The following is a 20,320-nucleotide window of genomic DNA, read 5'->3' on the forward strand; positions in this document are numbered from 1 at the left end:
TGACGCAGGGGTGTCAAAAAGTTGGCCAGAGCTAGCGGGACCGTGAGCCCGGCCAGCAATCTCTAAAAAATGGAGAGGGCGTTGAAGCACAAGTACTCGATTGGCGAGACTGTCTATTTTACTGCCAGCAACGTTGCCCGTCCCGCCGCGACCGGCACCTACCAGGTGATCCGCCTGCTGCCGACCGATGGCGACGACTGCCAGTACCGCATCAAGAGTTCGATCGAAGCTTTCGAGCGGGTGGCCAAGGAAAGTCAGCTCGCACTGTCCTGACGAGCACTTTCCGGACGGGCACTGCCTGACGAATGGTGTGCAAGCCCGCAGGTTGGGCGGTTCCGTCCCCGCTGCCGTGAAAAGGCCCCGTTCGCAGACCCATTCTGCCGAAGGTTGGATGCCGGGGTGGTGGCGTTCACCGTCGCTGATTGTACTTATGCTGCGTTGAGGGACATCGCTCATGAATTGGGCCATGAATTCGGGTTGGGCTTCCGCGCTGGATCAGATCTGGCGCGCGCCGACTTTTCCGATGTGGTTGACACTGGCCGCGGCGGGGTTTTTCGGAATTGTCGTTCTGGTCACGCTGCTGCGCGCGGAGAAATCCGTCGCCAACGGCGCCTTGACCGTCATCACGCTGCTGTCGATTGCGGTTGCGATCGGCGCGACCATCCGCGGCTTCGGTCCGGGCGGGCAGGCGGGGCCGACCGAAACGCGCGTGACGCAGGCGACCGGGCCGACGCTGGCGGCACTCTCCTGCATCGACGACCTGGCCGGTGATGCGGTCCTTAATGCCTGCGAGAAGGCGCTGTTCGGCTCGGCCGACGCCGCCGCGGCTGCCGTCAGCTATGCGGCCGCCCAGATCACGCAACTGACCTCCTACGGCGATCTGGCGACCGCTGAACGCAGCCCGACGACTGAGTTACAGGCGCTGCGCCGCGCGGTCGAGCGCGATCGCTATGGCTTGATGGCCTATGCGCTGATGGCGCGCGATCACTGCTCGCCGACGGCGTGCCCGGCGTTCCGCTCATTGGGCGACAACCACCAAATCATCTCCAACATGAACGACCGCGTCTACGAGAACACGGTGACCCGCTACACGGCGTCCTGGAATGCGCCTGCCGTCGCATCGCCGCTGGTGCCGCCGGGTCTCGTCGCGGCGCTGCCGCAGTCGATGCCCACGGGCAAGCCGACCAATGCCGAGTTTCCGAGCGCAGCGTCGACACCGCCGGTCAACATCATGACGCCCGAGCCCGGGGCCAAGCCGGCGGCCGAAGCCCCACGCCCTGCGCGCGCGCCCGCGGCGACGGTCGCGGCGGCGAAGCGGCCGCCCGCGAGGCGCCCGGTCCAGATCGCGCCGCCCCCACCAGCCGCGCCCGCCGCCGCGGCGCCGGCCGCCGCGAGCGATCAATAGATCATCCGATCGATCGCGCATGACCTCTGTGCAAACAGGGGAAACCGGTCGTGCGCCCTTTTCAAAGGGGGCGCCGGCAGCTAAATCCGGCGCATGCCGCTTCATCTCATCAAGCTTGCCGTCGGTTGCGAGTCGGTCAAGGAACTCAAGGGCTGGATCGCCGAACGGATGGCGACCGCGAAGAAAAAGGGCCTGCCGCTCCGTCACGTCCACATCACGCGCATGACGCCGAAGCGCGACGAGGAACTCCTCGCCGGCGGTTCGCTGTATTGGGTGATCAAGGGCGAGATCGCCGCGCGTGAAAAGATCATCGCGATCGAACCGTTCCGCGACAAGGACGGCATCGGGCGTTGCCGCCTGGTGATGCAGCCCAAGGTGATTGCCGTCTCGCCGCGGCCGATGCGGCCGTTCCAGGGCTGGCGCTATCTGACCACGGACTCCGCGCCATCAGATCTCACCAAATCGAGTGCGGCCGTCGTGGCCTCGATGCCCGAGCCGATGCGCCGCGAGCTGCGCGACCTCGGATTGCTCTGAGCAATCGGATTGCTGTAAGCAATCGGATTGCTGTGGCCAGCGCCGTCCTACAGCGACGGCGTGACGAGATGCAGCCGGTTCCATTCAGAAGCCGGGATTTCACGTTGCTATCCGCGATATCGATCAGCGCCGGCTCGACGCCCACCTCGGTCAGATATTTCCGGAACGGTCCGCGGATTTCACGCTGAGGCTCTCGCGTGCCTCGGCCGAGACGTTCGGTGCCAGCAGGTTGTGGATCGACATGCTGGTAACGATCACATGGCTACCGGGGGGCAGGCTGCGATGGACGCCGCCTGCCAGCATCATCACGCAGACGAGATCACAGACAATCTCTGACTGCCTCTCCACGGCGTCGAGCGGGCCGCCGAGCCGCTTCAGCGTGAAGCATTCCGCCTCCTCGGGCTTGCCGTTGCGGGCCTCGACCACGGTCGCCCCCCACCGTGACGTCGATGCCGCGATCGCGCAGGATCCGGCAGATGCTGGCCGCGACGTTGATATTGGACTGGCCCCGGCTGTTGATCACCACCGGCAGCTTGTGGTCGGCCTGCCGGTCGAGGATCGCGATCAGCCGCTTGAAGGTATCGAACTGAACGGTGCCTTCGGCGGCAATCCAATCCGAGCAGCCCGGGCCACAGGCATCGGGGCCGCCATGCGCGACATAGAAGATCATCGTGTCCGGCAATTGTCCGATGCCACCGATCGGCGGCCGGGTCTGGGCCTGCGCCATGCCGCCGGCCAAAAGCGCGATGCCGAGAATAATGGCCTTCCTGAAATATGTGGACATGATGATCGCCTCTGAAAGCCGCGGTCATCCACGCACAAGCGGGGCGGTGCAAGCGCAACCCTCAAGGCCCTTCGGCGGCTAGACTAATTCATGGCTTCGAGGCTGTGTAGCGCTTGATGTGACCAAGCGCCATGTCAAAGGCCAGTTCCAGCGGCTTCGAATTGCGGGCTGATTTCGACAGGAGAATGCCACCTTGGATCGCGGCTAACACGGCAATGGCGATGGCTTTCGTGTCGGCACATTGTGTGATGTGCCCTGACGCTTTCATTCGAGACAAGCCCGTTTCGATAACGGCACTCCAGGCTCCGAAGCTCCGATCGAGCAGATTTCGGGTTTCCTCGGACTGCGCGGAAAGCTCATTGGCCAGTGATCCCAATGGACAACCTCCGACACCTCCCCCCGCTTGGTTTGCAGCGACCACCATGTCGCGCCATGCACTCAAGCCTTCGAAGGATTCAAGCCGATCGAGATGGATGTTATTGGCTTGCACGATGCGGCTCGTTTGCAAGGCGATCACCTCGCGCAACAGGTCATCCTTGTCGGTGAAATAGTGATATAGCTGCGATTTGCTGGTGCCGCTGGCCTCCATCACTTCGTCGAGGCTCACTCGTTCCGCACCGCTCTCATAGACCAGTTTGGCGGCAGCTTCGACGATGCGCAGTTTGGTCGCCGTCCCTCGCCGGGTCAGAGAAGTGCGCTTTTGCTTGATATCCCTGGGCATTCAAAAGTCCCCCAAAATGGACTTGACAGTCCACTTTCGGCTCTGCATTGGACTAGCTAGTCCAGATGGAAGGAAGGATCAATGCCCCAGCACCTACAGAACGGCCAGATTTTCCCGCATCTTGAGATCCCGGCTGTCGGCGGTGGCGTCCTCAACCTGCCGCGCGATCTCGCCGGATCATTCGGCGTCATCACAATCTACCGCGGACACTGGTGCCCGTTCTGCAATGAGCAGATGGCGGCGTTCACGAGCGCGTCCGAAGCGCTCGCCAAAGAAGGCATCAAGGTCGTGGCCTTCTCAGTCGATGACGAAGCGACGACCAGGGAGTTCATCGCCAAGCAGAACATCCCTTTCAAAATGGGGCACTCTGCGAACCTTGAGACGATCGTCGATGCGACGGGCGCTTACGACACCGAATTTCCGACACGAGGACATTTCCTCGAGACCACGGGGTTCGTGCTGGCGCCGGACGGAACCATTGTCAACGCGACCTATTCGAGCAGAGCTGTTGGTCGCCTTGTTCCAGGCGATGTGATTCGCCTGGTCGCATTCATGAAGTCGCAGGCCAAGTAAGCCTCCGGAAACCTGGCACCCACCGCTCTAGACCGCGATGTTGTCGATCAGGCGCGTGGCGCCGAGCTTGGCTGCCACCAGCATCCGCATCGGGCCGTCCTTCAGTGATCCGATCGGCGCCAGCGTGGCGGCGTGGCGGGCCTCGAGATAGTCGAGCACGAAACCGGCCTTGGTGATGTCAGCGGCGCCGGCGGTCATCGCGGTTGCGGTGTCCTCGCCGGCGCGCAGACGGGCGGCCGTTTCCTTCATCACCCGATAGAGCTCGGGGGCGGCGTGGCGCTGCTCTGGCGAGAGGTAGACGTTGCGCGAGGACATCGCGAGACCATCGCGCTCGCGCACCGTCCTGGAGCCGATCACCTTGACGCCGAGGTCGAGATCGTCGGCCATCTGGGTCACCACCCGGAGCTGCTGGAAATCCTTCTCGCCGAAAATGGCGAAGTCCGGCCGGCATTGCGTGAACAGCTTGCCGACCACGGTCGCAACGCCGCCGAAGAAATGCGGCCGGAAGCGATCCTCCAGCCCGGCGGCGGCCGGCCCCTCCGGCACGATCCGCGTGGCGAAGCCGTCGGGATACATCGCCTTCACCTCGGGGTGCCAGATCAGGTCGACATCCTCCGCGGCGAGCTTGGCGATGTCGGCCTTCCAGGTGCGCGGATAGGAGCCGAAATCTTCGGTCGGCGCGAACTGCGTCGGGTTGACGAAGATCGAAACGATGACCCGTTTGGCGCGCCGTTTGGCGAGCCGCACCAGCGACACATGGCCGTCATGGAGGGCTCCCATGGTTGGGATCAACGCGACGGTCGCCTTTCTGGCACGAAGGGCGTCGACGGCGCGACGAAGGGCGGGAACGGTGCGGACGACAATGGGGGTTCTCGGCATCTGGGCTCGATTTCTTCTGGCAATGCGGGTGAGCGACGTTGGCGTTCGGTGGGCGGCGCAGTTTACCAAGACCGATGCGCTGACGGCAAACCGGTGTCGTTCGATCGACGCGGCGGTCTCGTTCGGCCGATTAATGATGAAGGTGAGGCAGAAATTGATTTTGACAATCTGTCATGCATTTCACTTGACCATAGCCGCGCATGATTTGAAAATATCGCGGAGGTTGAGTCATGTTGGTGCAGGCTAGTCACGGTCAATCCGGCTCCGCGCATGTCGTTGTGCTGGGCAACGAGAAGGGAGGTTCGGGCAAGTCGACCACCGCCCTGCACATCGCTGTCGCCTTGATGAAGGCCGGACAGCGCGTCGCCAGCATCGATCTCGACTGCCGCCAGCAAAGCTTCACCCGTTACATCGGCAACCGCCGGGCCTGGGCGCGGCGCACCGGGCTCGATCTCGAACTCCCCGTCCACACCTGCATCAAATACGGCGAGACGATGCAGATCGAGGACAACGAGAACGCCGAGTTCCAGCAGTTCATGGAAGCGGTGAGCGCGGTGGAACGCGCCTATGATTTCATCGTCATCGATACGCCGGGGGCGGACAGCTATCTGATGCGGCTCGCGCATTCGATGGCCGATACGCTGGTGACGCCGATCAACGACTCTTTCCTCGATTTCGACGTGCTGGGCACGGTCGATCCAGCCACCTATGCGGTCACAGGCGAAAGCCATTATGCGGAGATGGTGCGCGACGTCAGGCGCAAGCGCCGCCAGCTCGACGGCGCCTCGACCGACTGGATCGTGGTTCGCAACCGGCTGTCGATGCTCGGCTCGCGCAACAAGCAGCTGGTCGCCGATGGCCTCAAGCAATTGTCGTTGCAGCTCGGGTTCCGATCGGTCGACGGCTTTGCCGAGCGGGTGGTCTATCGCGAGTTCTTTCCGCGCGGACTGACCGCGCTCGACGACATCGACGAGGTGACGCTCGGCAGACGCCCGAGCATGGGCCATGTCACCGCGCGCGAGGAGGTCATGAGCCTGCTCCGCCAGCTCAAGCTGCCGCTCGACGAGCGTGGCCGGCGCCGCGCCGCCAACCGGGCCGAATGGTTCAGCCAGGTCGACAAGCCGCTCGAAGTTCACGACATCATCGGCAGCTAGGTCTCATAAGTTGGGGTGCTTGGGCCAGGCACGCCGATGTCCGCTTGCCTGCATATGGCGGCGTGACAAGAGCTATCGCGTCAGCTGCAAGAGATTCCAGCGGTTTCCATAGAGATCATCAAAGACCGCAACGGTTCCGTATGGCTCAATGCGCGGTTCCTCCCGAAACAGCACGCCCTTGAGCGGTAGGCCTCGTAGTCGCGCCAGAAATGGTCCGTGTGCAGGAAGAGGAACACTCGCCCGCCAGCTTGATCACCAATGTGTCGCGTTTGATCCGCTGTGATGGCCTTCGCCAGGAGGATCAAGCGTTTAAGCTGCAGTTCGGCGTTTTCAAGGACGTCTTGCAGGCGATTTCGCCACCGGCCTGAGCCGGAAGCGCCACCGCTGCGTCTGCCACCAGGTTTATGAGCGCACGCGCTGGTCCGGCTTCAGCACCGTCATCCTGAACGGCCCACCATTGGCGGCAGCGTGCGCGACCGCCTCGTTGGCGTGGTCGAGGTCGAAGGTCGTCACCTCGAACTGATCGAGTTGCAAAAGACCGCAACGGACCAGGTTGACGAGGCCGAAGGTCGCCTCCGGTGGACACATCCAGACGCCGTGGATGGTGATGCATTGGCGCATGATCCAGGGGTAAGGCAGGTCGAGCCCGGCGCCGCCCGGCATCCCGACGCCGCCCATCAGCACCACGCGTCCGTAAGGCCGCACCGCCATCACGGCGGCGCGCACCGTCGTGGTGGTAACCGACGGCGGCATCAGGTCGAGCACAAGGTCGATCGGGACGCCCGCGGCCTCTCGCATGCGCTGCCGATCACCGTCCTCGTTGCCGCTCAGCCTGATGGGACGGACGCGCGGCCCAAAGCGCCGGACAAGATCGGCCAGCACGGCTTCGTTGCGGCCCGGCGCGACCACGCAGGCCGCGCCCATGGCGAGCGCCACGGCGACCGCGGCGCTGCCGAAATGGCCTGTCGCGCCGGAGAGCAACACCGTTTCGCCCGCTTGCAACCGCGCCGCGAGGAAGCCGCCATAGGGCACGAGGCAGGTGTTGAGCGCGCACCAGGCCGGCGCATCGGCGGCGTCGATCGCGCCGATCCGCTTGACGTTCTCGGTCGGTAGCAGCGTCTGTTCGGCGAACGAGCCGTGGCGAAAGTGCCGCTGCAATTTGAGACCGCCTTCGCCGCGCGCGCTCCAGCCCTGCAGCGTGATGTCGGGCGAGACCACGTCGTCGCGCGAGCGGAAGGTGGGGTCGCAGAACACCCAGTCGCCGACGGCGAGATGGGTCGCGTCGGGCCCGATGGCGCGCACCCGCCCGATGCCGCCGGGGCCGGGCACCGCCGGCAGCTTGAGCAGATATTTGCGGGCGCCGCTGAACACCTCGTCGGTGTAGGACAGTACCGGCGCCGCCACCACGTCGACGATGACCTCGCCCGTGCCGATGCGAGGGGCGGGGACCTCCTCGATCGCGAGCGCCGAACCGAATGACTTCAAGACTGCTGCTTTCATCTGTCTCATCCTTGTTGAGACAGCCATGATCGTCAGGCCCGTTGCAGCCAACAAGACCTGGTATTATCCTAGGATTACTCAACCCCTCTGACGCGAGGATCGTGATGGCCGGCACGACACAAAGTGAGCTCGGCGATTTCCTCCGGTCACGGCGGCAGAAACTGACGCCCAAGCTCGCCGGCCTTGCCGCCGGACGGCGGCGGCGCACGCCGGGGTTGCGCCGCGAGGAGGTCGCCGAACTCGCCGGCATCGGCGTCGACTGGTACGTCCGTCTCGAGCAGGGCCGCTCGGTCAGTCCTTCCGTGACCACGATCGACGCGCTGGCGCGGGCGTTGCGCCTGACCAAGGCGGAGCACGCCCATTTGCGCGCGCTGACCCGCGACGGCGATCGCCGGCCGTTCGTGCCGGAAATTGTTCCGCCGGCGATCCGGCGCACCGTCGAGAGCCTGAACCAGCCGGCTTATGTCACCGGCCGGCGCTGGGACGTTCTCGTCTGGAACGCCGCTGCTGAGGACATATTCGCCTTTGGCAAGCTGCCGGAGGCGGATCGCAATGTGCTGATCTGCGTGCTGGCCAGCCCGGCGACGCGTCGCCTGTTCGGCGCAGGATGGGCCAATGAGGCGAGGCGCATGGTGGCCCAGTTTCGTGCCACCCACGATCTCTGGGCCGGAGATCCGGCGTTCCGCGACCTGTTGGCGCGGCTGCGGGCGGGCTGCCCGGAATTCGAGGAATGGTGGGGGGCGCATGATGTCAGCGGCGTCAGCGCCGGCCGGAAACTGCTGAAGCACCCCCGCCGCGGCCGCCTCAGCCTGGAATATGCGAGCTTTCAGGCCAATGACGACCCGGCGCTGAAGCTGATCATTTACACCGAGACGCCCTGAAACCCGGTAGTTCTGCGGGGATTTCGGCCACAGAGTTGTCAAAAAAGCGGAACAAAGCTGCCTCTGACAGGGTTTTCCCTCGACTTTTAGCGACATGTCGAACCCAACGTTGAGAGCCCGCGTCGTAGGTTCCAGGAGGTACGATTTTCCGGAGGTGTGTGCATCTGCACAATGTATAGGTGCATCGCACAACGAACATGCTGCGGAATCACAACATTTAGACTTCCTGTCACGTCGCTGTGACCTATATGCTGAAGAAGGAGGCCGAAGAGTCTCCGGGCGAAAAATAGCCCCTGTTTGGCGGGCGCCTTGAGGACGTCATGAAACGTGGAATTGCCGTTCTGCTTTCTCTCTCCGTGGTGGTCACGGCCGCCTACTTCACCGCGAGCAAGTGGGCGATCCGTCACGAAACCATCACGTTCAAGGATCCGACGCGCGATGATCGCGTGGTCGCGGTCGACGTGGCGGTGCGCCGCGATAAGGTGATGCAGGCCGACGCCGGCATGATCAGGCTGCCGGTTGCGATCCTCAATCATGGTAATACCGTTAAATTCACCGAATATTCCTTCCTCGCGAACGTGTTCGCGGCGCGCGGCTATCTGGCGATCAGCATCCAGAACGACCTGCCGCAAGACGGGCCGATGGTGACCAAGGTTGGCGAGATCTATGTCGGTCGCCTGCCGCAGTATCAGCGGGGCATCACCAACATCAAATTCGCCGTCGAAGAGATGAAGAAGGTCGAGCCGAACGCCGACTACAGCAAGCTGACGATGGTCGGCCATTCCAACGGCGGCGACATCGCGATGTATTTCGCCAAACAATATCCGGACGAGATCAAGAAGGTCGTGACGCTGGATAATCTGCGCGTGCCGTTCATGACCGACGGTAGGTTCAAGATCCTGTCGTTCCGCTCCCATGACCCGCAGTTCAAGCCCGATCCCGGCGTCGTGCCGGATCAGGAGGAGTGCGACAAGGCCGGCATCACCGTTGTGAACACCAACTTCCAGCACAACGATATGCGCGACACCGGGCCAGACCAGGCCAAGATCTCAATCGAGGCCATGCTCGATAAATTCCTCGCGGATACCGACAGCGATGTCGCACCGGTCGACACCAGGAACTCACCGCCGAAGATTCTTGAGCCCGGTCCGGTTTCGCTCTACGTGCCGATCGAGAAGCCGAAGCCCCAGACCTTTGGCGACAAGGTCAAGCAGGCCCTGACCGGCAAGAAGACCGAGAAGGATGCGTCCTCGGCCACGAATTGATATCACCTTGGGCCGGGCAGTCTGCCTGGCCGCATTGACCAACCGGAAATCCCCGCCCACATAGTGCTTGCTGCAAGAGGCGAGCGCGAATGGCTGGTGAGCCAACCAAACCGACATCGGGAAACGACGTGCGCGGGGCGCCTGACGAGCGCAAGACCGGCTCGCTGCCGGAGGCGCGGACGTCGACCGCCGACGACATCGCCGCGTTCGTGGCCAAGGCGCACGCGATGTCGCCGCACCGTGCCGGTGCGCGGGGCCGGCTGGTGTTTGCGCTCGATGCGACCATGAGCCGGCAGCCGACCTGGGACATGGCGTGCGCGCTGCAGGCGGACATGTTCCGTGAGGCCGCCGCGCTCGGCAGCCTCGATATCCGTCTCGTCTATTATCGCGGCTTCAACGAGTGCCGGGCCACCGGGTGGATCTCCGATAGCGCGCAGCTCGCGCGGCTGATGGGCAAGATCGACTGTCAGGGCGGCAATACACAGATCGGCAAGGTGCTGTCGGAGGCGCGGCGCGAAGCGGTCGCCGCCGGCGTACGTGCAGTCGTGTTCGTCGGCGATGCGATGGAGGAGCGCGTCGACGAACTCTGCCGCAAAGCCGGCGAGCTCGGCCTGCTCAAGGTCCCGGTTTTCATGTTCCAGGAAGGCGAGGACGTTGTCGCGGAGCAGGCGTTTCGCGAGATCGCGCGCCTGACCGGCGGAGCATGGTGCAGGTTCGACCCGGGCGCCTCCGCCCAGCTCCGCGAGCTGCTGCGTGCCGCCGCGGCCTACGCCGCCGGCGGTCGTGAGGCGCTCCTGCAATTGGCAAAGAGTGCGAGCCGCGCGGCCACGCTGATCGGCCAGATGAAATGAGCGCGGTGTCACGCTCCGCTTGACGTCACCGCCTTTGCAAGCACACTCAGCATTCCCGACATGTTGGCCGCCACCGTCTTCGTCTGCTCCGTGATGCCGTGCCGATGCGCCAGCCACGTGGGATCATTGTAGGAAAGCCAGGTGTCATCGGCGTCATCCTGCCAGACCAGCGCCTTCAACGGCAGGTCGATGCCGATCGTCTGCGCCGCTTGCATCAGCGGCGTGCCGCCCTTGGCGTTGCCGAAGATCAGAACTTCGGTCGGGCGGAGCGCCAGGCCAGCACTGGCCGCGCCCGCGGCATGATCGATCTGTGCGAACAAGGTGAGCCCGCGTGCCTGCAACCCGGCCTTGAGTCGATCGGTTGTTTCCTTCGGTCCGAAACTGCTGCGCAGGCTGACCAGTCCCTCAACTGCCATGACGTTCTCCCTCAGCTCCGGTCCAGCTTCAGGCAATCTGGAGCAAGTGCCTGACCATAACGCTTCACGCTGCGGCTAGGCGAAGCTTCGCATGCTTTTTGTGCCGGGGACGCCTATATTCCGCCCATGCCAACCCTGATTGCCGGCGTCGTCGCCGTTGTCGTCATTTACTCCGCGCTGCAGATGTTTCGTGCGGCCAATCCGGCTGTGCTTGCGCGCATGGTCAAGATCGTGGGCGGCGTGCTCGCGCTCGCGGTTGCGGCCTTCACCGGCGTCAAGGGCGAACTCGCAGTCGCAATTCCGCTCGGCATCTTCGGTGCGGGATTGCTCGGCTGGTCGCCGTTCGGGAGCACAGGCTTTCCCAATTTCGGCAGCATCTTCGGCGGCAGGCAGCCTTCGTCGGCACAGAGCTCGCGGGTGCGCTCGCAATATCTCGAGATGAGCCTCGACCACGACAGCGGCGTGCTCAAGGGCCAGATCGTGGACGGGCCGCACGCCGGGCGCATGCTCGACGAGTTCGATCTGCCGCAACTGCTGGCGATGGTCCCTGGCTTCGATGCCGAGAGCGTCGCGCTACTTGAAAGCTATCTGGACCGCCGGTTTCCCGCCTGGCGTCAGGACGCGCAGGGCGACCGGGCAGGGGGGCAGCGGCGTGCGGCGGCGACCGGCAAAATGACTGATGAGGAGGCCTATCAGATCCTTGGCCTGCAGCCGGGGGCGACGCGTGACGAGATCAGCCGGGCCCACCGCACCCTGATGAAGAAACTGCATCCCGACCAGGGGGGGTCTACGTACTTGGCTGCCCGTGTAAACGAGGCCAAGGATACTCTGCTGCGCACGCATCTCTAACTCCGGCAACGCTACAAACGCCACAAGCCGAGAGCTGCTTCCGTCGATCTCTGGTCGATGCCCGTGTCGCCCGCCGTTGTCCGGTGTGGTCGATCATCCCTTCGCGAGAACTTAACCGTAAAAGCTTGACGAGAAGTTTCGTCGCGCGCGGTGCGAGGAGGCCTGCCGATCAACCTTCAACGCTGTGTGCCAAAAGCAACAAGGCCGGCGCTTGCGGCGCCGGCCTTGTTGGCTGCAGATGATGTGGCCGCTTAGTTGCGAACGGTGATGCAGGAGATCTCGGCGCGCTTCAGCGTCTTGCACACCGCTTCGGCCTGATCGCGCTCGAGGCCGGCGAAGCGGGCACGGTAGAGCTTGCGATCGCCCTTGGAAACGACCGGCTCGGTGAACGGATCGGCCTTGCTGAGCAGGCCGCGGGCCGAATTGCGGGCGAGGTCGATGCGCTGCTTGGCTTGATCCTCGGACTCCAGCGCGCCGACCTGAATGATCCAGCCAGTATGCGCAGCAGCGGCAGCCGACTTGATCGCGGCGTCCTGCTGGCTGCGGGCGGGTTCGATCGAGGCCACGGCCTGGGCTGCGGCCGGCGCGGGCGCCTGCATGGCCGAGGCCGGCAGCACGCCGAGGATGCCCTTGCCGGTGCCGAAATTGGCCGGCTGCGGCGGCATCTCAGGCCTGGAGGTCTCGGTGGCCCGCGCCATCATCGCATTGGAGGTCTCCGCGATGTCGGCGCGCGGAGGAATCGTATTGGTGATCGGCGGCGAGGATTGCGCGGGACCGGCGGCAGCGAGCCTGATCTGGCCGGCCTTGACCTGCACGGTCTTCACCTTCACCGGCTTCATCGGCTCGGCCGAGCCCGGGATCGCGGCGATCGGCTGGGTCTGGATCACACCGCTGGTCAAGGGCGCGGGTTCGGGCTTTGCCTGCGGCTCCGGCTTCGCCGGAAGCGGCGGCAGGGCGGCAGCGGCCGCCGCCATTAGCGAGGGCTTGGCCGGGCGAGGAACGGGGGCCTGAATGGCAGCCACCGCGGGCTCGGAAGCAGCGGCCATGCTGTTGGATGCGCGCGGATCGCTATCAGCGTCGGCGATTTCCACATTCGCGTCAGCCGGGTTGCGCTCAGTGATCGCAGCGGCGGTGCGGGTCGTCGCGGCCTTTGCGAGGTTCTCGGCAAGCAGGTTGCGCATGATGGCGTCGCGCGAGCCGCCGCTGCGGCCGCCGAGCACCACGCCAACCAGGAAGCGGTTGCCACGGTGCATCGAGGTCACGAGGTTGAAGCCGGAGGCGCGGGTGTAGCCGGTCTTGATGCCGTCGACGCCCTCGACGCTGCCGAGCAGATGATTGTGACCGGTGATCGTGTGGCCGCGGAAATTGAAGGCTGTCGTCGAGAAGTAGCGGTAGTAGCGCGGGAAGCGATCCTGGAGCGCGCGGCCCAGGATCGACTGGTCACGCGCCGTCGTCACCTGCTCGTCGTTGGGAAGGCCGTTGGCGTTGCGATAGACCGTCCGGCTCATGCCGAGCGCGCGGGCCTTGCGGGTCATCATCCGCGCGAAATCGTCTTCGCTACCGCCGATCGCTTCGGCGATCACGACCGCGGCGTCATTGGCGGAGCGGGTGATCAGGCCTTTGATGGCGTCTTCGACCCTGATGGTCTGGCCAGCGCGCAGGTTGAGCTTGGTCGGGTCCTGGTCGGCCGCGTGCTCGGACACCGGCATCTCGGTGTCGAGCTTCATCTTGCCGGAATCGAGACGCTCGAACAGCAGATAGAGCGTCATCATCTTGGTGAGCGAGGCGGGGTGGCGCAGGCCGTCGGGATTGTTGGAGGTCAGCACCGAGCCGGAATTGCCGTCGACGATAATCGACGCGAATTGCGGGCTGTAGCTCTCGCGCGCCTCTTCGCTGTGGTGGCGGGCGTAATGGCGCCGGTAACGGCGCGCCTCGGCGCTGTCACTCGTGATCAGGATCGCTGTCGTGAGGGTAACGAGCCCGAGAACGCCAACCCGCAGCGCGCGCGAGGAAGCCAAGGTTTTGCGAAGCATTTACTTCCCCGTCCCAATTTCTATCTAGATCACCGGCTCGTGAGGCGAAATTGTGCCCGACGGCCGCCGATCCTTGCCTGCGCAACAAACCGTTCCGGGCGGAATGCTCGGGCTCCGGTGGCAGCTCAGGTTGCTCTTCTAGCTAAGGTGCTGTTCACAAACAGTTTTCAGACCGTCTGTCGGAAGACGAACAAAGTCCAGGAATCAGGGTAGGCGGGCCGAGTTTCCAAAAGATTAAACAACCGTTGCGTAGTGCCCCGGGATTTATCGCAAATGGGTCGGAATCGAGACCGGAATTGTGCGTCGCACAATTCTTCTTGACTATATTGTGCAGTGCACTAAGTAGGTGATGTCAGGGGGCCGGGAGCTTCCCGGCAATGGGAATCGAACGTTCAAGTCTGGGAAAAGGAAATCTCCACTATGGTCAAGATTGAAGACATTCAGAGCTACGGCAAAGAGCACATGGAATCGGTTGCTGCTTCCACGAGCAACCTCCAGAGCGGCGTGCAGGCGATCGCCACCGCGTACGGCGACTACGCCAAGAAGTCCTTCGAGGACACCAAGTCCTTTGTCGAGAAGCTGTCCGGCGTGAAGTCGCTCGACAAGGCGCTCGAGGCGCAGACCGAGTTCGTGCGCGCCGCCTACGAGACCTTCGTTGCGGAGTCGCAGAAGATCGCCGGTCTCTACAGTGATTGCGCCAAGCAGACCTTCAAGCCCTATGAAGGGCTGGTCTCCAAGTTTACGCCTGCGGCCTCGCACTAATCGCCGCCATACGGCGCTGACGACAAAATAAAAAGCCCGGCTGGTTCAGCCGGGCTTTTTTCTTGCGCTTCCTCTCGAGCTTCCTCTTGGGCTTTCCCCGCTACTTCGCCACGCGCAGCTTGCTGAGGGCGGTTCCGATCGAGTTGAACGTCGTCACGATCTGGCTCGAGCTGGTCAGCATGTAGAATTTGTCCGAACTGCTTGCGCAGTTTTGCAGCACGGTCGAGGTCGGATCCTGGGGCGTGCTGGTGTTCACCTGGATCGTGTAGATCGTGTACATCGGATTGCCGTTGGCATCCTTCGCATTCTGCAGATTCTGGCACATCAGCGCCTGCCGGACGTCGATCGGATTGCCGGATGCCTGCGAGCTGCCGTCGCCGTAGACCGGCCAGCGGTCTTCCGTGTTCAGGCCGTCCGACAACAAAATGATGACCCTGTTGTACGTGGTGTTGGAATCCTCCGCCGGCGCATTCAGGGGCCCGCCCGGCAGCAGGGACTGCCACCCCCACGCCAATCCGACCGCCTGATCGGTGCCGCCGGTCGGCTGCATCGCGTTGACCGCGGTCTTCAGCGCGCTCCAATTGTAGCTCAGGGGAATGATCGGCTCGAGCGGTGTCGAGGCGCTGCTGCTGCAATAGGCTGTGCTGTTCTCGTAGTATTCGTTGGCCGGAAACTGCGTCGTGACATCGGATGTCGCCGGCAGCACGCCCGTCGCGTCGTTGGGCTGTGTGCGGTCGGTGATGCAGCCAGTCCAGTTGGTGATCGGGTCGGTGGACGGCTGCTGCCAGTTGTTCTGCACCGTGGGAGTCTGATTGGTCGACGTATACTGGTTGTTGGTCCAACCAACAACGGCGCTCACCCGGGGCTGGTACTTGTTGTCTGTGGTGTCGTTCGGCCCAGGCTGTGTCCAGTCGTGGGTATAGATGTAGCCCTTGCACGATGTGTTGGAGCCACTGCCAGTGCAGCTGCAGCCGGTCACTTTGCTGCCGGACGAGTTCAATGGGCAGCTACAATTGCTGTTCCCTGAGCAGAACGTCTGGGCTGTGGTGCCGACTTGCGTGCTGACCCAACAGCCATTGTAGGCCGTGTGGGAATTATAATCGACGCCCGGGCAGATGTAGCCCTTGTAGGTGCCGCTCGACGGAATGATCGTCGGGGTCGAACTGCCGCTCGTGCTCGAAGCGCTGGTCGGCGTGGCGAGGCAGGTGAAGCCCCCATTGGGGTTGGTCCACGGACATTGCGCTCCTGGTCCCACAGCATGCCAGTTGATCGGCAGAGCCGCCTGCAAGCTCGGGCTGCCCGTCCCCATGCTGCCATTGGCGGGTTGGGTAGTCGGCGGATTGAGCCAGTCGGTCCAGTCGATCCAGCTCTGCGTGTAATTCGAGGAGCCGAGATTGACGACCTTGGCGAAGGGGATGACGGAGATGTAGACGTCGCCGTTGGTCTTGCTGAGCGCACTGAGCTGGTCGATCAGGCCGCCGGTTCCGGCGACGGCGTTGCGCAGCGCGGTGATCTTGCCGTTCTGGGCCATCGATCCCGTGTTGTCGAGGACCAGCGCAACGCGCATCTTGGCGTTGCCCCAGGTCGAGGTCGAGCTGCTGTTGAAACTGACACTCGGAAGGCCCGCAAGCTTTAGGAAATCAGTATTCACGGAGCCCGATCCATTGATCTGGATGGTCGAGGTGGTCGTGCTGCTCGCCGCCGTGTAGCTTGCGTTGATTGTGACCGACTTGGCATCGGTGTTGGTGAAGAGCGCGGTAAAATAGGCCTGCGCCTTGCTGCTGATCTGCGATGCTGTGATGGTCCCGCTGCTCAGATCCTTCGCCACCATCAGCGCGGTCGAATCCAGTGCCGCCTGCATCGAGGAGCGGGCGCTGTTGGCACGGGAATAGTCGACTGCCACGCCCACGAAGCTGATGATCGGCACGGCTACGAGAGCAAACACGACCGCGATATTACCGTTGGTTGCCGCGGAAAACCGGGCGGCTGCCGTACGGATGCGAGTGAAAAAAGCTGTTCCAAGCATGATGCTCTCGTCGAAATGGATTGGACGCGCCATCTCTGCGCACCGCACTAAACAGATGATGAATCGAGCCTCTGAAACCGGGCAGGGCTCGCCGCAGGCGCTGAAAAGTCGGGCAAAAGCCGCTGATATCCTCAATGCCCGCTAAATCCGATCCCGGACTCCTTTGTCAAACCCGGCAGAAATGATTAACCTTGCGGGGATTGCCGCGCCGGGAATCGGTCCGGTTTGGGGCAGCTGTGTGCGGTGCTTCTGTGCTTGCGGCAGCGCGCCCTCGGCCCCATATTCGAAAGGCCGATCCAGCCGCTGGATCGGACCGGGAGCGGCAATCTGGAAAGCGTTGCCGGGAGTTCCGCGATCGCTGTTGCGGCAATCGCTGATACTCCCGATACGCCACCGGTTTCCCTGGGGAATTCGAACGCTGAGCCATGCTGCGATCCACGACCACAGCCTTTTCGTCTAAATTGATTTCGTCCAGGCCGGCGGCATCTGCCGCGCGCCCACCTAAAATGAGCGGCGACGAGAACCGCAATAGCGGGGCCGGCGGCCCGTCGACTTCGGTCATCACCAAGGTCAAGCCGAAGACCAAGCGTCCGAACCTGTATCGCGTCCTGATCCTGAACGACGACTATACGCCGATGGAGTTCGTCGTTCTCGTGCTGGAGAGGTTCTTCCAGAAGGACGCGGAGGCGGCGACCAAGATCATGCTCCACGTTCACCATCACGGGATCGGCGAGTGCGGCGTGTTCACCTACGAGATCGCCGAGACCAAGGTGACGCAGGTGATGGATTTTGCACGCAAGCACCAGCATCCGCTGCAATGTGTGATGGAAAAGAAGTAGTTCGCCGGCAATGGCTGGCCCGCCGGAAACCGGAACGGGTCTTGCATTCTCAACTGGTGCGGCGCCTGAATTTGCCGTGACGTCGGCGACGGTCATCCCCGCATGATTGCGGGGCTCGGTTGCGCGACTCGGTTACGCCCAAATTTAGAGAAAGACTAAGGCAGTATCCGGAAAAGTGTGTAGCGGATTTCCGGAAAATAACTTGCTCGATCTAAGGTGTCGGAACCGGCCCTTTCGCCACGATCCGACATACCTATATCAGGCAACATGACAAAGGTTGTTGTTGCCTGACCGGGTAATGGCGATCATGATGACCGGGGGCCGTAGAGGACGCGAATGCCAACTTTTTCCCAAAGCCTTGAACAATCCCTGCATCGTGCATTGGCGATTGCAAACGAGCGTCACCATCAATACGCGACGCTTGAACACCTTCTGCTGTCGCTGATCGATGACTCGGATGCGGCAGCGGTGATGCGGGCGTGCAGCGTCGATCTCGACAAGCTCAGGACCAGTCTCGTCAATTATCTCGAGACCGAATTCGAAAACCTGGTGACCGACGGTGCCGACGACGCCAAGCCGACAGCCGGGTTCCAGCGCGTGATCCAGCGCGCGGTGATCCACGTGCAGTCGTCCGGTCGCGAGGAAGTGACCGGCGCCAACGTGCTGATCGCGATCTTCGCGGAGCGCGAGAGCCATGCCGCGTATTTCCTGCAGGAGCAGGACATGACGCGCTACGACGCCGTCAATTACATCAGCCATGGCATTGCCAAGCGCCCCGGCGTTTCCGAGGCGCGGCCGGTGCGCGGAGTCGACGAGGAAGCCGAGACCAAAGGCAACGAGGACGCCAAGAAGAAGGGCGAGGCGCTCGATACCTATTGCGTCAACCTCAACAAGAAGGCGCGTGACGGCAAGATCGATCCGGTGATCGGCCGCAACGCCGAGATCAATCGCGCGATTCAGGTGCTGTGCCGCCGTCAGAAGAACAACCCTCTGTTCGTCGGTGAAGCCGGCGTCGGCAAGACCGCGATCGCGGAAGGCCTCGCCAAGCGCATCGTCGACAGCGAAGTGCCGGAGGTGCTGGCGGCCGCGACCGTGTTCTCGCTCGACATGGGCACGCTGCTCGCGGGCACCCGCTACCGCGGCGATTTCGAGGAGCGCCTCAAGCAGGTGCTGAAGGAGCTAGAGGCGCATCCGAACGCGATCCTGTTCATCGACGAGATCCACACCGTGATCGGCGCCGGCGCCACCTCCGGCGGCGCGATGGATGCGTCCAATCTGCTGAAGCCGGCGCTGGCTTCCGGCACGATCCGCTGCATGGGCTCGACCACCTACAAGGAATACCGTCAGCACTTCGAGAAGGACCGCGCGCTGGTGCGGCGCTTCCAGAAGATCGACGTCAACGAGCCGACGGTGGAAGACGCGATTGCGATCCTCAAGGGCCTGAAGCCCTATTTCGAGGATTACCATCGGCTGAAATACACCAATGAGGCGATCGAGGCTGCGGTGCAGCTCTCCTCGCGCTACATCCACGACCGCAAGCTGCCCGACAAGGCGATCGACGTGATCGACGAGTCCGGCGCGGCGCAGATGTTGGTCGCCGAGAACAAGCGCAAGAAGACGATCGGCATCAAGGAAATCGAGACCACGATCGCGACGATGGCGCGGATTCCGCCCAAGAGCGTGTCGAAGGATGACGCCGAGGTGCTCAAGCATCTCGAGCAGACCCTGAAGCGCACGGTGTTTGGCCAGGACAAGGCGATCGAAGCACTGGCGGCGTCGATCAAGCTGTCACGGGCCGGCTTGCGTGAGCCGGAAAAGCCGATCGGCTCGTATCTGTTCTCGGGTCCGACCGGCGTCGGCAAGACCGAAGTGGCCAAGCAACTCGCGGCCTCGCTCGGTGTCGAGCTGATCCGCTTCGACATGTCCGAATACATGGAGCGCCACACCGTGTCGCGCCTGATCGGCGCGCCTCCCGGCTATGTCGGCTTCGACCAGGGCGGCCTGCTCACCGACGGCGTCGACCAGCATCCGCATTGCGTGGTGCTGCTCGACGAGATCGAGAAGGCGCATCCTGATCTCTACAATGTGCTGCTGCAGATCATGGACCACGGCCGGCTCACCGACCACAATGGCAAGCAGGTCAATTTCCGCAACGTGATCCTGATCATGACCACGAATGCGGGCGCGGCCGACCTCGCACGCCAGGCCTTCGGCTTCACCCGCAGCAAGCGGGAAGGCGACGACCACGAGGCGATCAACCGGCAGTTCGCGCCGGAATTCCGCAACCGGCTGGATGCGGTCGTCTCCTTCGCGCACCTCAATGCCGACGTGATCGGCATGGTGGTCGAGAAGTTCGTGCTTCAGCTCGAGGCGCAGCTCGCCGACCGCGACGTCACCATCGAGCTGTCCGAGCCTGCCAAGGCCTGGCTGATCGAGAATGGCTATGACGAGCAGATGGGTGCACGTCCGATGTCGCGCATCATCCAGGAGCACATCAAGAAGCCGCTCGCCGATGAGGTGCTGTTCGGCCAGCTCAAGGGCGGCGGCCACGTCCGTGTCGTCCTGATCAAGGATGAGGCTACCGACAAGGACAAGATCGGCTTCGAGTTCGTCGAGGGCCCGGTCACGCCGAAGCCCGAGAAGCTCCCGAGCGCCCGCAAGCGCAGGCCGCCGAAGTCGGGTGGCTCCGATGGCGGCGGCGGCTCCAAGGCACCGCCATCGCGCGGGCCGCTGGTCAAGGCCTGACATCTCGGCGCATCGTGAATCGAAAAGGCCGGCTGAAGAGCCGGCCTTTTTATTTGTCGCGGGGAGCGGGGCATGATGCGGTCCAATCAGGTTGCGCCCGAAG

Annotated in this window: 21 protein-coding genes and 1 pseudogene; 14 read left to right on the forward strand and 8 right to left on the reverse strand. The window is 63.3% G+C overall.

From position 1 onward, the window contains the following. Window positions 1–69 precede the first annotated feature (69 nt). From ACP2YO_RS21685 to ACP2YO_RS21695, 3 genes are all read left to right on the forward strand, one after another. Window positions 70–273: a hypothetical protein gene (locus ACP2YO_RS21685; protein ID WP_426442607.1), complete on the forward strand. Its 204-nt coding sequence runs from the start codon at window positions 70–72 to the stop codon at window positions 271–273. A gap of 181 nt (window positions 274–454) precedes the next feature. Then, entirely contained in the window at window positions 455–1,405 is a 951-nt protein-coding gene (locus ACP2YO_RS21690) for a hypothetical protein (RefSeq protein WP_426442608.1), read from the forward strand. 93 nt (window positions 1,406–1,498) lie between these two features. Beyond that, the gene (locus ACP2YO_RS21695) at window positions 1,499–1,939 is read left to right on the forward strand and encodes a DUF1489 family protein (RefSeq protein WP_426442609.1); all 441 of its coding nucleotides are present in this window, start codon (window positions 1,499–1,501) and stop codon (window positions 1,937–1,939) included. 150 nt (window positions 1,940–2,089) lie between these two features. Here ACP2YO_RS21695 and ACP2YO_RS21700 read toward each other — a convergent pair whose 3' ends face one another. Continuing rightward, window positions 2,090–2,365, reverse strand: a complete 276-nt coding sequence (locus ACP2YO_RS21700; RefSeq protein WP_426442610.1) for a hypothetical protein — start codon at window positions 2,363–2,365, stop codon at window positions 2,090–2,092. Between ACP2YO_RS21700 and ACP2YO_RS21705 the strand changes: the two genes are divergently transcribed. After that, window positions 2,349–2,738 (forward strand): hypothetical protein, encoded by a 390-nt coding sequence (locus tag ACP2YO_RS21705; protein ID WP_426442611.1) that lies wholly within the window; start codon window positions 2,349–2,351, stop codon window positions 2,736–2,738. The genes ACP2YO_RS21700 and ACP2YO_RS21705 overlap by 17 nt on opposite strands. 73 nt (window positions 2,739–2,811) lie before the next feature. On the opposite strand, the gene ACP2YO_RS21710 is transcribed toward ACP2YO_RS21705, so the two are convergent. After that, window positions 2,812–3,444, reverse strand: a complete 633-nt coding sequence (locus tag ACP2YO_RS21710; RefSeq protein WP_426442612.1) for a TetR family transcriptional regulator — start codon at window positions 3,442–3,444, stop codon at window positions 2,812–2,814. An 81-nt stretch (window positions 3,445–3,525) separates the two neighbouring features. Between ACP2YO_RS21710 and ACP2YO_RS21715 the strand changes: the two genes are divergently transcribed. Further along, the gene (locus ACP2YO_RS21715) at window positions 3,526–4,017 is read left to right on the forward strand and encodes a redoxin domain-containing protein (protein ID WP_426442613.1); all 492 of its coding nucleotides are present in this window, start codon (window positions 3,526–3,528) and stop codon (window positions 4,015–4,017) included. A gap of 27 nt (window positions 4,018–4,044) precedes the next feature. On the opposite strand, the gene panC is transcribed toward ACP2YO_RS21715, so the two are convergent. Continuing rightward, the gene (panC, locus tag ACP2YO_RS21720; RefSeq protein WP_426442614.1) at window positions 4,045–4,896 is read right to left on the reverse strand and encodes a pantoate--beta-alanine ligase; all 852 of its coding nucleotides are present in this window, start codon (window positions 4,894–4,896) and stop codon (window positions 4,045–4,047) included. Between panC and ACP2YO_RS21725 the strand changes: the two genes are divergently transcribed. Beyond that, window positions 4,796–5,143, forward strand: coding sequence for a hypothetical protein (locus ACP2YO_RS21725; RefSeq protein ID WP_426443564.1), 348 nt, complete (start codon window positions 4,796–4,798; stop codon window positions 5,141–5,143). The genes panC and ACP2YO_RS21725 overlap by 101 nt on opposite strands. After that, a complete protein-coding gene (locus tag ACP2YO_RS21730; RefSeq protein WP_426442615.1) occupies window positions 5,127–6,050 on the forward strand; it encodes a division plane positioning ATPase MipZ in 924 nt (307 codons plus the stop codon). Before ACP2YO_RS21725 ends, ACP2YO_RS21730 begins: the two co-directional genes overlap by 17 nt. A 72-nt stretch (window positions 6,051–6,122) precedes the next feature. Here the strand turns inward: ACP2YO_RS21730 and ACP2YO_RS21735 are convergent. Together ACP2YO_RS21735 and ACP2YO_RS21740 are read right to left on the reverse strand one after the other, a co-directional pair. Next, window positions 6,123–6,352 (reverse strand): annotated as a pseudogene (locus ACP2YO_RS21735) (VOC family protein); the annotation flags it as partial. 100 nt (window positions 6,353–6,452) lie between these two features. Then, a complete protein-coding gene (locus ACP2YO_RS21740; protein WP_426442616.1) occupies window positions 6,453–7,550 on the reverse strand; it encodes an alcohol dehydrogenase catalytic domain-containing protein in 1,098 nt (365 codons plus the stop codon). A 104-nt stretch (window positions 7,551–7,654) separates the two neighbouring features. Between ACP2YO_RS21740 and ACP2YO_RS21745 the strand changes: the two genes are divergently transcribed. From ACP2YO_RS21745 to ACP2YO_RS21755, 3 genes are all read left to right on the forward strand, one after another. Then, a complete protein-coding gene (locus ACP2YO_RS21745) occupies window positions 7,655–8,431 on the forward strand; it encodes a helix-turn-helix transcriptional regulator (RefSeq protein ID WP_426442617.1) in 777 nt (258 codons plus the stop codon). Window positions 8,432–8,751: 320 nt separating this feature from the next. Beyond that, on the forward strand, window positions 8,752–9,696 hold the full coding sequence (locus ACP2YO_RS21750; RefSeq protein WP_426442618.1) for an alpha/beta hydrolase family protein: 945 nt from the start codon (window positions 8,752–8,754) through the stop codon (window positions 9,694–9,696). An 89-nt stretch (window positions 9,697–9,785) separates the two neighbouring features. Then, complete coding sequence (locus ACP2YO_RS21755; protein WP_426442619.1) at window positions 9,786–10,547, forward strand: VWA domain-containing protein; 762 nt, start codon at window positions 9,786–9,788, stop codon at window positions 10,545–10,547. An 8-nt stretch (window positions 10,548–10,555) separates the two neighbouring features. On the opposite strand, the gene ACP2YO_RS21760 is transcribed toward ACP2YO_RS21755, so the two are convergent. Further along, on the reverse strand, window positions 10,556–10,963 hold the full coding sequence (locus tag ACP2YO_RS21760; protein ID WP_426442620.1) for a DUF302 domain-containing protein: 408 nt from the start codon (window positions 10,961–10,963) through the stop codon (window positions 10,556–10,558). A 126-nt stretch (window positions 10,964–11,089) separates the two neighbouring features. On the opposite strand from ACP2YO_RS21760, the gene ACP2YO_RS21765 reads away from it, so the two are divergent. After that, on the forward strand, window positions 11,090–11,812 hold the full coding sequence (locus ACP2YO_RS21765) for a DnaJ domain-containing protein (protein ID WP_426442621.1): 723 nt from the start codon (window positions 11,090–11,092) through the stop codon (window positions 11,810–11,812). A 251-nt stretch (window positions 11,813–12,063) separates the two neighbouring features. Here ACP2YO_RS21765 and ACP2YO_RS21770 read toward each other — a convergent pair whose 3' ends face one another. Beyond that, window positions 12,064–13,845: a serine hydrolase gene (locus ACP2YO_RS21770; RefSeq protein WP_426442622.1), complete on the reverse strand. Its 1,782-nt coding sequence runs from the start codon at window positions 13,843–13,845 to the stop codon at window positions 12,064–12,066. A 420-nt stretch (window positions 13,846–14,265) separates the two neighbouring features. On the opposite strand from ACP2YO_RS21770, the gene ACP2YO_RS21775 reads away from it, so the two are divergent. Continuing rightward, complete coding sequence (locus tag ACP2YO_RS21775) at window positions 14,266–14,607, forward strand: phasin family protein (protein WP_426442623.1); 342 nt, start codon at window positions 14,266–14,268, stop codon at window positions 14,605–14,607. A 100-nt stretch (window positions 14,608–14,707) separates the two neighbouring features. On the opposite strand, the gene ACP2YO_RS21780 is transcribed toward ACP2YO_RS21775, so the two are convergent. Further along, window positions 14,708–16,666, reverse strand: coding sequence for a pilus assembly protein TadG-related protein (locus ACP2YO_RS21780; RefSeq protein WP_426442624.1), 1,959 nt, complete (start codon window positions 16,664–16,666; stop codon window positions 14,708–14,710). A gap of 473 nt (window positions 16,667–17,139) precedes the next feature. Between ACP2YO_RS21780 and clpS the strand changes: the two genes are divergently transcribed. Further along, entirely contained in the window at window positions 17,140–17,472 is a 333-nt protein-coding gene (gene clpS, locus ACP2YO_RS21785) for an ATP-dependent Clp protease adapter ClpS (RefSeq protein ID WP_426442625.1), read from the forward strand. 336 nt (window positions 17,473–17,808) lie between these two features. After that, a complete protein-coding gene (gene clpA, locus ACP2YO_RS21790; RefSeq protein ID WP_426442626.1) occupies window positions 17,809–20,217 on the forward strand; it encodes an ATP-dependent Clp protease ATP-binding subunit ClpA in 2,409 nt (802 codons plus the stop codon). The last annotated feature ends 103 nt before the right edge of the window (window positions 20,218–20,320 follow it).

The organism is Bradyrhizobium genosp. P (genome assembly GCF_049949265.1).
Taxonomy (GTDB): Bacteria; Pseudomonadota; Alphaproteobacteria; order Rhizobiales; family Xanthobacteraceae; genus Bradyrhizobium.

Coding starts and splice junctions, on each gene's coding strand:
- ACP2YO_RS21685 (WP_426442607.1), top strand. CDS start 70: ATGGAGAGGGCGTTGAAGCACAAGTACTCGATTGGCGAGACTGTCTAT.
- ACP2YO_RS21690 (WP_426442608.1), top strand. CDS start 455: ATGAATTGGGCCATGAATTCGGGTTGGGCTTCCGCGCTGGATCAGATC.
- ACP2YO_RS21695 (WP_426442609.1), top strand. CDS start 1,499: ATGCCGCTTCATCTCATCAAGCTTGCCGTCGGTTGCGAGTCGGTCAAG.
- ACP2YO_RS21710 (WP_426442612.1), bottom strand. CDS start 3,444: ATGCCCAGGGATATCAAGCAAAAGCGCACTTCTCTGACCCGGCGAGGG.
- ACP2YO_RS21715 (WP_426442613.1), top strand. CDS start 3,526: ATGCCCCAGCACCTACAGAACGGCCAGATTTTCCCGCATCTTGAGATC.
- ACP2YO_RS21725 (WP_426443564.1), top strand. CDS start 4,796: ATGGTTGGGATCAACGCGACGGTCGCCTTTCTGGCACGAAGGGCGTCG.
- panC (WP_426442614.1), bottom strand. CDS start 4,896: ATGCCGAGAACCCCCATTGTCGTCCGCACCGTTCCCGCCCTTCGTCGC.
- ACP2YO_RS21730 (WP_426442615.1), top strand. CDS start 5,127: ATGTTGGTGCAGGCTAGTCACGGTCAATCCGGCTCCGCGCATGTCGTT.
- ACP2YO_RS21740 (WP_426442616.1), bottom strand. CDS start 7,550: ATGAAAGCAGCAGTCTTGAAGTCATTCGGTTCGGCGCTCGCGATCGAG.
- ACP2YO_RS21745 (WP_426442617.1), top strand. CDS start 7,655: ATGGCCGGCACGACACAAAGTGAGCTCGGCGATTTCCTCCGGTCACGG.
- ACP2YO_RS21750 (WP_426442618.1), top strand. CDS start 8,752: ATGAAACGTGGAATTGCCGTTCTGCTTTCTCTCTCCGTGGTGGTCACG.
- ACP2YO_RS21755 (WP_426442619.1), top strand. CDS start 9,786: ATGGCTGGTGAGCCAACCAAACCGACATCGGGAAACGACGTGCGCGGG.
- ACP2YO_RS21760 (WP_426442620.1), bottom strand. CDS start 10,963: ATGGCAGTTGAGGGACTGGTCAGCCTGCGCAGCAGTTTCGGACCGAAG.
- ACP2YO_RS21765 (WP_426442621.1), top strand. CDS start 11,090: ATGCCAACCCTGATTGCCGGCGTCGTCGCCGTTGTCGTCATTTACTCC.
- ACP2YO_RS21770 (WP_426442622.1), bottom strand. CDS start 13,845: ATGCTTCGCAAAACCTTGGCTTCCTCGCGCGCGCTGCGGGTTGGCGTT.
- ACP2YO_RS21775 (WP_426442623.1), top strand. CDS start 14,266: ATGGTCAAGATTGAAGACATTCAGAGCTACGGCAAAGAGCACATGGAA.
- ACP2YO_RS21780 (WP_426442624.1), bottom strand. CDS start 16,666: ATGGCGCGTCCAATCCATTTCGACGAGAGCATCATGCTTGGAACAGCT.
- clpS (WP_426442625.1), top strand. CDS start 17,140: ATGAGCGGCGACGAGAACCGCAATAGCGGGGCCGGCGGCCCGTCGACT.
- clpA (WP_426442626.1), top strand. CDS start 17,809: ATGCCAACTTTTTCCCAAAGCCTTGAACAATCCCTGCATCGTGCATTG.